Origin of the sequence: Dysgonomonas mossii DSM 22836 (assembly GCF_000213575.1) — a bacterium.
Lineage (GTDB): Bacteria > Bacteroidota > Bacteroidia > Bacteroidales > Dysgonomonadaceae > Dysgonomonas > Dysgonomonas mossii.
Window position 1 is genome coordinate 70,755 of the sequence record NZ_GL892009.1, and the last position, 14,668, is coordinate 85,422.

Here is a 14,668-nt window from a genome sequence, read left to right on the forward strand (position 1 = left end):
CTATTTTTATTATTAACGAGTAGATATTAAGGATGATGAGCTATATCTAGATCTCTATTCACTAGATAATCTATAGCATATCTTTAACGCCATCACTTACCAGTGACAGAGAAGCTTAATAAAACAAACTTAGATGAGAATCAGCTATTCGTAAGAGCTAAAAGAAGAAAGTAGATATTAATTTGGTGCCTTAGAATATAAGTATGCTGCTATAAACATAAATACAATATTCGGTATCCATACAGCTAGCATTGGTGGCATTGTACCTGAAACAGCAAAAGAGGAGCTTACCGTCTGAAACATGATATAAGTTACACTCAATCCTAATCCGATTCCTATATTAAGCCCCATTCCGCCCTTCATTTTCCGAGCAGATAAGGATGCGCCTATTATGGTGAGTATAAATGCTGAAAATACTGATGCAAATCGCTTATGGAATTCTATCTCGAATTGAGTAATACTTACACCTCCGACATTTGCCAATCCCTTTTCTTTTTGTCGTTGTATATACGAATACAACTTAGGCGTTGACATTTGCTCAAAATCATTTACCGACACAAGAAAATCACTCGGTATAACATTCAGTGTGGTATCTATCCGAGTCCCGGTTGTGATTTTCTCTTTCATACCATGAAATTCGCGTATAGAATAATTATTAAGAACCCAGTGATATGCTGTATCATATTCTATTCTGCTTGCAACCAGCCTCGATTTTAGTTCTTTGCCTTCAAATTTATCTAAAGAAAGATTATATCCTAGTCGTGTCTTATTATCAAAACGTTCGATATAAAGAATAACCCCTTTATCAACTTGCATTTGTATACGACTTGCATAATCGACACTTTTATCCTTTATATATTTGTTCTGAAATTTTATACGCGTTTCGTTGGCTGGAGGAATTATAAAACTACTTAGAATGAATGATCCTACAGCGATAATACCTGCTGAAATCATATAGGGCTTCATCAATCGTTTGAAACTCATCCCATTCGATAGCATTGCTATAATTTCAGAATTATCAGCAAGTTTGGACGTAAAGAATATTACCGCAATAAACACAAATAATGCACTGAAAAGATTTGTGTAATACGGTACAAAATTCATGTAGTAGTCGAATACGATTGCTTTTAAGGGAGCATTATTACTTAAAAACTTATCAAGTCGTTCGTTTATATCAAACACTACAGATATAGAAATAATAAGAATAATTGAGAATATGTATGTTCCCAAAAATTTCTTTATTATGTACTTATCAAGTATTGATAGTATTTTCATTCTATTCAGTTAATCACAAACGTCTTGAAACATTCTCAATCATCATTCTTTTCCAACTCAAAAAATCACCTGCTATTATATGCTGACGGGCTTCTTTGACAAGCCATAAATAAAAAGCCAGATTATGTATAGAAGCTATCTGCAATGCTAGAATTTCATTCGTTATAAATAAGTGACGAAGATATGCTTTTGTGTACAAAGTATCAACAAATGAAGCTCCATTTTCTTCTATTGCAGAAAAATCTTTAGCCCATTTCTGATTCCGCATATTCATAATCCCATTGCGAGTAAATAATTGTCCGTTACGTCCATTACGTGTAGGCATTATACAGTCAAACATATCTACTCCACGTTCTATAGCTTCGAGAATATTAGCCGGAGTACCTACCCCCATCAGATAACGAGGTTTGTCTTTTGGTAAAATTTCATTTACAACCTCTATCATTTCGTACATCTTCTCTGTAGGCTCTCCAACAGCTAACCCTCCAATAGCATTCCCGTCTGCACCTTTAGACGCTACATTCTCTGCAGCTCGTCTGCGTAAATCAGGATATACACATCCCTGTACAATAGGAAATAATGCTTGTTTGTAGCCGTATTCACATTCGGTTTCATTAAAACGTTTTATGCATCTATCAAGCCATCGTTCTGTGAGGTCTAGTGATTTTTTTGCATAAGTATAATCTGCATCACCTGGTGTACATTCATCGAATGCCATCATTATATCAGCGCCGATAGTACGTTCGATATCCATCACGTATTCAGGGGTAAATATATGTTTCGAGCCATCGATATGAGAGCGAAAAATGGCGCCTTCTTCGGTAAGCTTTCTATTATGAGCCAAAGAAAAAACCTGAAATCCCCCACTGTCAGTCAAAATAGGTTTATTCCAGCTATTAAATCTATGTAACCCTCCTGCTTGTTTTAAAATATCTAACCCCGGACGTAAATACAGGTGATATGTGTTTCCTAAAATTATTTGTGCCTGTATATCATTCTCGAGTTCAGTCATATGAACGGCTTTTACCGCACCTTGCGTCCCGACAGGCATGAATATAGGAGTCTCTATTTGTCCATGATCTGTCGTTATCAACCCTGCGCGAGCACTAGACTGATCATCGGTATATTGAAGTTCAAAATCCATTCTATTTTTTTATTCAAATCTGAGATGTTTTGGCTTGTTCTGTATCTTCAGATTGTTCATCTTGAGCCAGATCTTTGAGTTGCACTAAAACTATCGAAGCCTTATTTTTCTTTACTACAGTAAACTGATAGTCTTCGGCCTCAAGCTTGTCGTGAGTATTAGGAATACGACCAAACTTATCTATTAAGTAGCCGGCCAATGTATCGTATTGCTTATCCTTATCGATAGGATGTGGTAGTTCATCATTAATATCGGATATAGCTGCCGTAGCAATTACGGAATATGTATTATCTCCGGTTTGTTCTACAAAAGGAATTTCATTGTCATACTCATCTTGAATCTCACCTACCAATTCTTCGAGAATATCCTCCATCGTAATAACCCCTTCTACCCCACCATACTCGTTAAGCACCATTGCTATTTGCTGATGCTTTACTTGAAATTCTTTCAGTAATTGACCAATCCTTTTAGTCTCAGGAGTAAATGAAACAGGACGAATAATAGAACGTATATCTACAGTTCCATTTATCCGCATCTTTTTCAATATATCTTTTAGATGAACAACACCAATCGTGTTATCTATATTATCTTCATAACATGGAATGCGGGAATATCCTTCTTCTATTACAAATTCGAGGGTTTTCTCATCATAATCGTTAGCATCAATAGCCACAACTTGAGTGCGAGGTACCATTATCTGACGTGCTGTCCGTTCTGAAAAATCAAACGCATTTTGAATAATATCAAATTCGGCACTATCTACATTTCCGCTTTCCTTAGCCTGATCAACAAGGTAGCGCAGCTCATCACTACTATATACTTCTTGCTCCGAAACGGTATGTAAACCAACTAGTTTCAGTATAAAATTGGCAATACCATTTAGCATCCATATAAATGGTCGACATAACCAATAAAAAGCATGCAAAGGATATGCTACAGCCAATGTTGTTTGTTCCGATCGCTGTATTGCTAACGATTTAGGAGCTAATTCACCTAAAACAATGTGGAGTATAGTAATAATAACAAATGCCGTAATAAGAGAAATAGTTGAAAGAATATTCGGTGCAAGCTCCAATCCGAATAGTCCTATCAATTCTTTTATTATTTTAGAAACAACAGGCTCACCAATCCACCCTAAAGCCAAGCTGGCAATAGTAATACCAAACTGAGTAGCTGCAAGATATGCATCAAGATGTGAAACTATACGCTTTGACAAGATTGCAGTACGACTGCCTGCCTGAGCTTTCAGTTCCAGTTGAGAAGATCTTACTTTGACAATTGCAAATTCGGCTGCAACAAAAAAACCATTAAGAAAAACAAATAAAAGTGTAATTAGTATCGATACGACAATGTCCATATTTTTATATGAATGGTAATAGCTACAAAGATAATATAAATGTATATTTGTTTAACAAAAACGAATAAATCAATATCAATTAGTATTAATAAATTGTTGGAAATATATTATCTATTGATAGGTAAAACTTCAATCCAGTAATCATCGGGGTCATTTATAAAATAGAGTCCCATGCTATGATTTTCGTAACAAACACATCCCATCTCTTTGTGAAATTCTCTGATTTTATCATAATCACCATCGACTCTTATACATAAGTGGCTTTCATTTTCTCCCAATTCATAAGCTTGAGGATGGTCTCTCAGCCATGTTAATTCCAAAGAAAAAGGGCTAACACCATCTCCCAAATATACAAGAATAAAAGATCCGTCTGAAGCCTCTTTACGTCTCATCTCTCTCAGCCCTAATGCTTTTTTATAAAAACTGATGCTTTTATCCAAATCTGTTACATTTATATTGAAATGATCAAATCTTCCTTTTATTTCCATAATTCTTTTTCTTTTAATAAAAATACAAATATAATATGAATAAAATAAACGGTTGACTTTATCTCTTGTCTTTTGATAATCTTTTACATATAGATTATTATAAATATTTGATTTAGATGACTCTAATTTATTTAAGCACTAAAAATTGAAAACTTTTGAAATAAAGTCTTTTTCTTTTTATAAAAAGTACTATCTTTGCACTCGCTTAAAAGCAAAAGGTGAGGTCCCGTAGCTCAGCTGGATAGAGCAACAGCCTTCTAAGCTGTGGGTCAAGCGTTCGAATCGCTTCGGGATCACTTGATTTATTCAGAACAGCTATATATTTTGTTGATATATAGCTGTTTTTTTAGGCGGGAATATTAACTACAAAAAAAGAATATGCTCAAAAATAAACATACTCTTTTACCTAGAAATCAAGAAAGCACGATATAAAGGACTGGAATTATAAGTCCCAGTAGTAGGTACCATTTACCCCGTCCACTAATACCATTTTTCCCTTTTACCATAATAAGACCTGAGAAAGCAAAGAAAATGAGAGATAGGGCAAAGAAATCTGCCATAACACTCCAGCCCTTTACTTTATTGTAGTGAAGCTTATTTATCCAATAAATGAACTGTCGTTTGCTATGCTTTTCGTAATCCAGTATTCCACTGTCCGAATTATAAACGCCAACTCCAGCGTCTAGCATCAATCTAAGATGCTGATCATCTATTGATAGAATTTTCCGCAAAGGCGGAACATCATTCCTATCGTTCCACCAATATGTCAATTCTTGTGAACTGAGTCCTTTTTCAGCTTGTAGTGTTATCTCTTCGGTATGGAAAGCCGGATCTTTTCCGTTCATATGGTTCAGAAGAATTCCTGATATCGCATAAACGAGACTTACACCAACCATCAGAAATCCTAAGTCCCTATGAATAATCCTTGCCCAACGGCGCAATGTTCTACTGCTCGACGATACTGAATTCTTCTCCATCTAAATAGTAAATGGCGTAATAATCTTTATTGTTTTTCTTCATCCAATCACGCATCTCGCTAATATTAGCAAGTTCGGCCTGGCACGTTTCGGCAGAACCGTCTTCTCTCACTTTCTTTTCGTTTACATCCTTTTCGTACTGATCTATATATTCTTTAGTCAAGCGACGTTCTTTTAATACTCCGGTGATTGCTAATTCAGATCCTACCAATTCGCGATTGAAACCACCTATATTTCCTTTAGCTTCTACCCGCATAGATACATTTTCGTTGTCACCCACAATAAAACAACGTTTACCCGAATGCTTACATGTGTGCGTTACACTACCTTTAACTATTACTTTTTTATTTACTAATTGGTCTGCCTCAGCCAATAAGCTATCTAATGGATACATGGCAAGACCCGATACTTGAGCTACAGATGCCGAATCTGCATTATTTCCTTTATTTTCTGTGTTCTTGCTTGTGCAAGAGACTAAACAAATAGCCATATAGGCTAATAACATAATTTTTTTCATATACTTTATTTATTTTTTTGGATTAGGCAAGATTAACAAGGCTACTAAGCCAGCTATACCGGTTAAAAAGATATATATTCCATTAAAAATCTTCCTTTTAGGTGAACCCGTTATAAAAATAACTGTCAAGAATGCTATAATTAGATTTACTGCAAAGCCATAAATCCCTATATAGTGAAAATAGGGTTGTATATAGCTAGTCTCTGATTCTTCGAGAGTTAAATATACAGGAAATGTCCATTTAGAAACAGCATCCCATCTACCCGGTGTACGATCAATAGTATGCTCTCCAATTCTTTTTAGGGTTTCGGCATCTAATGCATAAATCCTTTTAGCAAAAGGAGTCACGACGGAAACAGTCCAATCGAACATATTGCCCATCAAGATTACTTCGTCTTTTTGCATATCTATCGGATCTATATCGAATTTCACCGTTTTATAATTAGCTCCATCATTTTCGATAATAAATAGTTCGCCTTTTTTGCTGAAAAGAAATCCATAGAATCTTTTATCGGCAACTTCCAGCATCGAGAAATATGAAGCCTGTATCTTTTCCCCGATTTTTGTATTCTTTATATAAGGACGGTTGTTAACCATCTTCATATGGAATAATTGATTGTTAGCATCCAACACAAAATATCCTTCATCGTAAGGCTTACGTGGATTTGGATTTCCTATAAGCCATTGGGCGGGATACTGAAACTCTTCTTTGTCGAGAGCCTCTTGAAAAAGCCTACTTTTTTCAACTTCCAATGTATTGGTTTGCGCATCAATAAACTCAATGTTATTTTTAAGACGAAACACATCGTTCGGAATTTCTAACCCTACACGCTTAGGCATAGTTTCTAATAAAATATAAAGCCCATTGACCGGAGTATTTATATCTGATGGCTTATATTTATAAACAAGCGATTTAGACCGAAGTAATTGTGGGGTTATTTTTTGCCCATTGATACTATCCGGCAATTTCCCATCAGTCATCAACTGACGATAATTCAACATTGGCATCAGGGAGTCGAACTGCGCTGTATTATATTTGTTCCCCTTCAAATCTTCCATGGGGAATTTTTTGTTTTTGTAATCTATTAGGCCAATATCTTTCAGTATTGTACTGTAATAGGCAAAGGGATATTGGTCAGAGTTATATGTTGCTTTATTTACCAAAGCAGGAATTGCCCACATTCCTATTAAGGTTATGAACAGCAGTATAATTATATAAATAATATTTTTAAACTTCATTTCTGTAACTTTCTATCAATTAATATTCCGTTATTGTGCTCCATCTTTAAACCGATACATAGAATAGAAGGGAAAGAAAAAGCAAAGAATAATTAAAACTACAAGATATGGCATAAATGGTACATAGGCTCCTGAAACAGAGCGGATGAATAGGAAAGAAAGAAAACCAATAGAGGCCAATGTATATCCTATCCGTTGACGCCATACGGGTTCAAGGCTTATCCATGCAGCAAATAAGTATCCAAAAATACCTGCAAGCAAATAGGGTAGATTACTCCATATCATTGCTTTTATTATTTCTAAAGGATAATAGAAGGAAAAAGAAAACGATAATATAAGATAGCTTAATAGAAAGATAAACAATAAAATGCCTATTCCAAAAAAGAGTAAGACAGACATAATTTTTGTTTCTAACATCGGTAAATGCAAAGTCAATTTAAGACGCTTGTCATGCATTTCAGGGACAAATTGAGAGATACCTAATAAAAGACCTGCCAAAAGGGGAATCCATTGTGCAAATCCGGGGAGAATGGGCATGTCTTTAAGTATCACTGTCGACCAAATTTGTACAGCACCTCCAATACGAAATTGTTGTCCGGTATTTATCAGTGTGTAAATAATCAGAGCAACGAAGATAATCCCTATTAAGGTAACTACACGTCGGGTTTTAATCCATTCTTTAAATAAAAGAGCTTGTATCATATTTGTTTTTATTCTATTTCTTATTAATATTTACCTGTCAAACCTATAAAAGCATCTTCTAACGTCAATGCTTCTTCTTTTACCTCAGCAACAGCAAAAGGAGCTAATTTTTGATTCACAGCTTCTATTCCGTCAAAGGAATAAGTTTCCCAGAAGGATCCGATCTTTTCTGTATTCCATAATCCATCTACAACACCTACCTCTTCCCTCTTGGTTGTAAAGCGATAGCGTTTAAATTGATTCATGATGTAACTTGTAGGTTGGTGAAGTAATATTTTACCATAATCAAGAATAATACAATCATCGATAAGCATTTCCATATCTTGTATTATATGGGATGTAAGGAAAATCGTTTTATCTTCGGCTGTGGCATATTCTTTCAAATATTCGATGAACAAGCGGCGATAGCCGGGATCTAATCCCATGGAGAAATCGTCGAGAATCAACAAATCGGGATTTTGCGCAAATAGTAATCCGAGAGCTACTTGAGAACGTTGCCCGCAAGACATCGTACTTATCTTCTGAGTTTTAGTTACCTGTAGTTTTTTCAGCAATTCATAATACGCATCTCTGTTCCAATTCGAGAAGAAACTACTATAGAATTTCTCTATTTGTACAACATTAAAATACGTATGCTGTATATGCCCTTCGAGCAAAAGACCTATACGAGCTTTGGTCTGTGGCGTAAAGTGATCCATCTCTTCACCAAAAATTCGACACACACCTGCTTGTGGACGTAGATATCCGTTGAGGATATTTATAATTGTGGTCTTTCCCGTTCCATTTTTTCCGAGTAACCCTAATATCTTACCTTCCTTGACTTCAAAACTCAAGTCTTGGTAGATAAGTTTTGTCCCATAATAGTGTGTTATTTTGTCACACTGAATAATTGTATCCATAATTGGTTCTTTTATGATAGTTGTTCTTAGTGATTCCTTATTCTATTTATTAAAAGCCAACTCCTACCGATAGAGCCAGCTCATTAAAAGTTTTACCAATGTATTTGGTAGAAGAGGCATTTGTAAAAGCATAATTAAATTGTGCATACCCTTTTATCTTGCCTGGAAAAAGTCTTGAATAACGAAAGCTTACATTTCCTCGGACACGGCCTGTCGTCAGATATTCGAATTCCCGGTAGATATAACGATCTAAACTAACAGAGGTAGATCCTTGAGTGGAAGAATCATAAGCCCCATCTTTCTTTTCGTTACCTCCTCCTGAAATATAACCGAATCCAAGAGTTAAACTATACTGATTTAATGATTTTAGAATATTACGACTCGCGGACATTCCTACACTCCATTGATTTATATCTTGTTTGCGGTAATTCGGATAAATAGAAACAGTTTGCTTCATATTATTTGCTTCTCCATTAATCTTCAATATCCATATAGGAGAATAATCTTTTACGCCAAGATATGCCGTATATCCAGCACTAAATTTCCATATTGTCTTATTCAACATTTCTTCTTGGCTCGAATAGTGAATCACCGTAGTTCCATTTGATAGCGTACTTTTTTGATATGAATTTTCATAGTTCTTGAGCAATTCTCTACTTATATTAAATGAGAGTATGTGGCGATCGTTACTATTTAGCAATGTCAAATTACCCCGATACTCATTTATTTTAGAAGTATGTTCTGTATATACGACGGACGATGTGCCACGCTTCCCATAATATCCGTCTCTCCACCTCAAAGTCAATTCATTAAAAAACAAAATATTAGGAGATAATGTGAAATTTAATTGAAGGGATGCTGCTTGAAACTCTTCAAATAGAGGTTTGCGAGTATTAGCCTCAGTATAACTATCATTTTTACTGAATCGTACTTGATGCCCATAAAAAACACCAAAGTCTATCAATGAGTTAAACTGTTGATCTGTATTGCCATATGATTGAAAACGTATTTCTTCGATCCTACGTCGATATGTGTAATTAATACCAGCTTCCCAAAATGGAGATATCCGATAAGCAGCTCCTAATGTAAGAATTAAGTCCATTTCTCTGTTTTCATGACGAAGATCTTTAAATTTGGCATAATTAGAAGTTTTATAATCTAATTTTGTTCCTACATTAAATCCTCTCGCAAGTTCCGTACTAAATGCCCCTATCAGATGATATATATCCAACGCCTTTTTCCCCTGCGTACTATCTGCATATTCTACGATGTTGAATGGGGTTACATAAGGATCAATAAAAGTAGCTCCCCCCATATTTTTGCCTTCAAAATGGCTATAATTTACATTTCCATAAAATATTGTTTTGGAATTTAATCGATATAAAGATTTCACATCTGCTCCAGATTCGAAACTATTATCAGACTGAAAGTAGTTTCTTAATTTACCGTTTTTCTTATTAAAATAAGCTTCGGCATAAGAGAGATTGTCGATAGTAATAGTATGAAGCCCGGCTGCATTATCAGAATGCAGCCAGGGATTTGATTCTTGTACATACTCATAACTTTCCCATCCTGTTTTTTCGTATTGGGCAATTAGCTTCTTTGGTATACAAAATCCAACAAGAAGCAAAAGAATCGTTATATTATGTACTTTTTTAGCCATTATTTTTGTGTATTAATCTTTCAGCGAAGCTTTCTTACGTTGATGAAAGTCGTTTGTTGAATTATTGGTATCTTTATATATAATGCGCGCACCATTTTTTATTGAGGCTTCGGCATCGATTGTACTTGGATCGGTTGTTCCATCTTGTTGGTCAATTGTTCCCAATGAATAATTATAAACCAACTTTCCTGCATTACTTTCAACTGCCTCCGTTGCTTCTTTATCTACATTACGGTATATTGAGTACCCAAAACCATTAATCATTGTTACATAGCCCGCATCAACTGTAGAGGTTAATCGCTTAACGCCATCAACTCCTTGTCCTTTTATTTCTACACCATCAAGAACCCATTCTACCGGAACCTTTAAGCTTACTAATGCCGTACTTCCGAAATAATCTTCTCTTTTTGTTGCATCACTGGCAAATGCTGCCGGAGTTGTTTCTTGTGTATTAAAAATAAAGAATGCTGGAGATATAGTACTTAGAGGCCATGCATTACCCGCTCCATAAACAGATGCTGACAAGTAATGACTTGTAGGAATAACAGAAGCCGGGGAAGGATAAGAAGTTGTATTTGTATATTGTCCCGAGATATCATATGTACAATAATATTCAGAGTTCGCTAAATTTACCGAATTACTATAGGTCGTAGTATTATCAACTGCATTTTTTAACGCAATTACAATTTGTTTTCCGGATGCTATTTTTACCGGATTCTTAAAATACCAGATAGCTGCTCCTGCCGGAACCCATCCCTCTGCCTCATACGAAAGTTTTCCGTTCGAATAGTATTTATTAGCAGATGTAAAATTATAAGGTATAGTTGTACCTAACGCCGTATTTTCTAAGCTCAAATCAATACTTGAGTTATTATACAAAACAACATATGCATCATTCTGAAACTTTCCCGATCCATCATTCTTTTGACATCCTCCAACATATAATTCTTTGATAACTATTTGTCCTGTCTTGGATGCATTCAATTTTAATTCAACAGGAGCGGTACTAACCCAATTATTACCAATCGTAAGATTCGATTGACCATTCAAAACATAAGAGCTTCCACCAACTGCCCTATTATCAGTCGCTGTCACCTGATAGATGCCTGTAGAGACTTTAAAGGATGCCACTCCCGAAGCGTCTGTAGTAGCGGTATATGCTGCAGTGGTAGTTGTATTAACCAGTTTAACAATAACATCATCTGATGAAGTGTAATCATCCGGATAAACCAGCTTAACAGCCACATCATAAGTTTGATATTTATCATTATCATCAGTGTCATTACAAGAAGTTCCTATAGTAAGAACTGCTATTAGTAAGAAAAATAATTTTTGTAAATTCATAAGTTACTTTTTATATGTTTATATTTATTTTGCATATTCCTCAATCATCCTTTTACAGTTTGATACGGAGAGTCAGTCCGTAATAAAATTCAGGTAAATAACCTGAGCCGAATAAGGAATATCCACTGTTACTTTGTTTATTCTTAACCTTAGCAACATTATTAAAAAAGTTATTTGCCAGAAATGATATTGAAACATGGTCACCTAACTCTTTCGTCACATTCAGATTTGCTGAAAAATATGCGGATATATCTGTGGGCTTGAAATAATAATTGACATTTGACCGAACCACCATTCTTGCCAGCTCGTTGAATAAAGCGGAATCATTATCTTTGGCCCATAAGAACTTTTCTTTAAATGGAATTTTTGTATTCATATCATCCAAGCTCACATAATATAAAGGATAAAGAGCAACGAAATAATCCCCTTTATAGATATTTGTCTCTGAATTTGAAGGGATGTAATCACTTCTGTTGTCTATTACAAAACCTCGTGAACCTGTAGATGATTCGCTCAATTTTTGCTTATAATCATACAAGCAACTTTCCAATCGAAGAGATACTATGAGGCGTATTGCTGGTATATGAGTACTTATCGAAAGATTATTTGTTATTTTTTTAGAGAGGCTGCCATTAGCAACTTCATCTGTACCTTCATATAGACCGATATATTTATAAGGATTTCCATCAGCCATATTTTGAGAAAGGCTAGGCGAATATGCTATCAACTTTGTTTTTAACCCCTTATAATAGTTATAAGATCCATCTACTTGGAATGAAGTATGAATAGAGGGGATTTTTCCGAAATTAATTACCCATTCCAGCCCTCTTTTCGAAAAATCAGATTCATTGTAATAATAACTATTGGTCTTAAATGTATTCCTTTCTTTATAAGCTAACTGTTGGCTAGGCAAATTTCCTGTCAAATCTGAGACGGTAACTATTCCGGTAGTCTTATCTATTGCGTATGAACGGTTAGCTTCAGGAATTAAATTATTTTCAAGTGCTGTCTGATCTGTAAATTTATAGGAATACGGAGTGTATAGCGTAGCTTCAGCATAGGGATTTATTGTCTTACTATTATAGGCTAGTAACGAAATATCTACTTGTCCAATACGAGCATTAAATTCTAATTCTATTAAACGGCTTCTTTGCCATTTAAGATTCGGATTGTAAATAGTTGTACTGGGCATCGTACTGTATGCGTAATACGTTGTGTTTCCTGCCGTTGTACCTGGTGTAAAGACTAATCTATCCTGATAGGTAGGAGTTGGATTTAATATATAAGAAGAAGGAAGCTTTACAGCATCTCCAAATCCTGCACGTAAACTCATTAAAGAAAGAGTGTTTTGGGGGCGATTCCAAAATATATATTTTGCACTAATCCGAGGTGACAAACTATTAATTGTTCCGTACTCGGATTTACTTATATATGTTAAATCACTTCGAAGACCAACTGATGCCTTTAATGAAGTTTCACTAGGTAAGAGAAAAGTTACCTCATTTTCGGCAAAAAGAGCCAGATTATTTACTGCAGACTGATCGCTATATTTATATTCTCTCCATGTAGGAGCATAGCGCATATCGGTATAATATATTCCCTTGCCTAGATTTGTAGTCCGATTAAAATCTGATCCTAGCATGAAGCGATTAGTTACATCCCCGAATTTTCGTATCCAATTAGCTTTCATCTTTGTTGTAAACAAAAGAGGTTTACTATCTTCTCTTCTTGTTGTATACCAATATCCTCCGGGGATCAGTATAATCTCAGCATTCGGGTTGATGTCATAGAAAGAACCGATAAAATAACCAGATTCTGATGTATGAATAGCAGCAGTTGAAGTATTACTGTCCTTGTTTTCTTTCTTCTCACTTTGTAGATCCGAATAATTAAGAGTTCCCGAAAATTCTAATTTAGTAATCCACGGTTTGTTAAGCAGCCAATCTAGCTTCATGTTCAACCGAAGTGCATTATCCCTTTCTTTTGTATAAGTATCTACAAAAGCATCCGGATCTCCTTTCGAATTATAGCCTCCAACATTCCCTGTCAAACCTAAAGAAAAATTCAAAGGATTATTCCGATACGGATTAAATGCCTTGGAATAAATCAGAGATAGATTATTTCTTACATAAGTTGTATAAGGAGAAGCTATATCGGAGTTGGATTTTGTATGCTCAAAACTCGTATTAAGTATCCCCCACTTCTTCCCTAAAAGGAAGCCTTTATCGAAAGCGATAGATTTTGTATTCGGCTTAGTACTTAGTTCTATATTTAATGGCGATTTGCCTTTCTTCGAATTTATACGTATCATTCCATTGGATAAGTCTCCATGCTCGACAGAAGGAACTCCCGTTATAACCTCTACAGACTCAATATTATTTGAAGCGATATTGCGGGTATCAGCTCCCTTTACTTCTTTTATAAATTGACTATTGTTGGATATTCGTACACCATCGACTTCAACTACTGTTCCAAAAGAAGATAAGCCTAGTTCACTTCCTCCGTTAGAGCGAAGATTAAAGCGGTCGGCACCTGCACGACTAATAGCTAAATTTATTTTTTTACTTGTTTGGCCTCCGGGTAAAAGAGCTGCTATTTCAGTAATATTCAACACTTGTATCTGATCCAATGCTGCACGTTCGATAGTATAGGCTGTTGTAAGATCTTCCACTTTCTTCTCGGCAGTAACAACTATTTCTTTCAATAGTAAGTTATCCTCTGCCAAATAAAAAAGCAGATCGTTTTTATTCTTATCTACTTGTATTTTGAATGCTTTTTTCTCATATCCCAAAATAGAAATATTCAGCTCAAAAAATCCAGCCGGAATATTTTTAATAGTGAATTTCCCTTCAATGTCGGAAATAACAGCTAAGCCAAGATCTGAGATAGAGATTGTAGCATACTCTATGGGCGTTTGATGTTTCTTGTCTAAGAGTTTTCCCGATATAGTGTAGAACTGGCAATATGCAGATTCAATAATGCATAAAAATAAAAAGCAGAGTAATAAACTCTTTTTCATTGATTTTATAAAATATTAGAAATGCAAATTTAGTTGTTGAAAGA

Annotated in this window: 12 protein-coding genes and 1 tRNA gene; 1 reads left to right on the forward strand and 12 read right to left on the reverse strand. The window is 35.1% G+C overall.

Annotated features, from left to right (window positions below; all coding sequences use genetic code 11):
• Positions 1–177: 177 nt before the first annotated feature.
• The 4 genes from HMPREF9456_RS13030 to HMPREF9456_RS13045 all read right to left on the reverse strand — a co-directional run bounded on the left by HMPREF9456_RS13030 (position 178) and on the right by HMPREF9456_RS13045 (position 4,264).
• Positions 178–1,275: an LptF/LptG family permease gene (locus tag HMPREF9456_RS13030; RefSeq protein ID WP_006844005.1), complete on the reverse strand. Its 1,098-nt coding sequence runs from the start codon at positions 1,273–1,275 to the stop codon at positions 178–180.
• 13 nt (positions 1,276–1,288) lie between these two features.
• Positions 1,289–2,419 (reverse strand): tRNA guanosine(34) transglycosylase Tgt, encoded by a 1,131-nt coding sequence (gene tgt / locus HMPREF9456_RS13035; protein WP_006844006.1) that lies wholly within the window; start codon positions 2,417–2,419, stop codon positions 1,289–1,291.
• Positions 2,420–2,432: 13 nt separating this feature from the next.
• Positions 2,433–3,776 (reverse strand): hemolysin family protein, encoded by a 1,344-nt coding sequence (locus tag HMPREF9456_RS13040; RefSeq protein ID WP_006844007.1) that lies wholly within the window; start codon positions 3,774–3,776, stop codon positions 2,433–2,435.
• 107 nt (positions 3,777–3,883) lie between these two features.
• Positions 3,884–4,264: a VOC family protein gene (locus HMPREF9456_RS13045; RefSeq protein ID WP_006844008.1), complete on the reverse strand. Its 381-nt coding sequence runs from the start codon at positions 4,262–4,264 to the stop codon at positions 3,884–3,886.
• A gap of 222 nt (positions 4,265–4,486) precedes the next feature.
• Between HMPREF9456_RS13045 and HMPREF9456_RS13050 the strand changes: the two genes are divergently transcribed.
• A tRNA-Arg gene (locus tag HMPREF9456_RS13050) sits at positions 4,487–4,560 on the forward strand.
• Positions 4,561–4,677: 117 nt separating this feature from the next.
• On the opposite strand, the gene HMPREF9456_RS13055 is transcribed toward HMPREF9456_RS13050, so the two are convergent.
• Genes HMPREF9456_RS13055 through HMPREF9456_RS13090 form a run of 8 tightly spaced genes read right to left on the reverse strand, consistent with a single transcriptional unit; the run spans position 4,678 to position 14,624 of the window.
• On the reverse strand, positions 4,678–5,241 hold the full coding sequence (locus HMPREF9456_RS13055; protein WP_006844009.1) for a PepSY-associated TM helix domain-containing protein: 564 nt from the start codon (positions 5,239–5,241) through the stop codon (positions 4,678–4,680).
• Entirely contained in the window at positions 5,210–5,758 is a 549-nt protein-coding gene (locus tag HMPREF9456_RS13060) for a hypothetical protein (protein ID WP_006844010.1), read from the reverse strand. The genes HMPREF9456_RS13055 and HMPREF9456_RS13060 overlap by 32 nt, the downstream gene beginning before the upstream one ends.
• A 9-nt stretch (positions 5,759–5,767) precedes the next feature.
• Positions 5,768–6,997, reverse strand: coding sequence for a DUF4857 domain-containing protein (locus HMPREF9456_RS13065; protein WP_006844011.1), 1,230 nt, complete (start codon positions 6,995–6,997; stop codon positions 5,768–5,770).
• Between the two features lie 30 nt (positions 6,998–7,027).
• Positions 7,028–7,699 (reverse strand): hypothetical protein, encoded by a 672-nt coding sequence (locus HMPREF9456_RS13070; protein ID WP_006844012.1) that lies wholly within the window; start codon positions 7,697–7,699, stop codon positions 7,028–7,030.
• Between the two features lie 23 nt (positions 7,700–7,722).
• The gene (locus HMPREF9456_RS13075) at positions 7,723–8,598 is read right to left on the reverse strand and encodes an ABC transporter ATP-binding protein (RefSeq protein ID WP_006844013.1); all 876 of its coding nucleotides are present in this window, start codon (positions 8,596–8,598) and stop codon (positions 7,723–7,725) included.
• Between the two features lie 49 nt (positions 8,599–8,647).
• The gene (locus HMPREF9456_RS13080; RefSeq protein ID WP_006844014.1) at positions 8,648–10,261 is read right to left on the reverse strand and encodes a DUF6850 family outer membrane beta-barrel protein; all 1,614 of its coding nucleotides are present in this window, start codon (positions 10,259–10,261) and stop codon (positions 8,648–8,650) included.
• Between the two features lie 12 nt (positions 10,262–10,273).
• The gene (locus HMPREF9456_RS13085; RefSeq protein ID WP_006844015.1) at positions 10,274–11,605 is read right to left on the reverse strand and encodes a DUF4876 domain-containing protein; all 1,332 of its coding nucleotides are present in this window, start codon (positions 11,603–11,605) and stop codon (positions 10,274–10,276) included.
• A gap of 52 nt (positions 11,606–11,657) precedes the next feature.
• The gene (locus HMPREF9456_RS13090) at positions 11,658–14,624 is read right to left on the reverse strand and encodes a TonB-dependent receptor (RefSeq protein WP_006844016.1); all 2,967 of its coding nucleotides are present in this window, start codon (positions 14,622–14,624) and stop codon (positions 11,658–11,660) included.
• Positions 14,625–14,668: the final 44 nt, after the last annotated feature.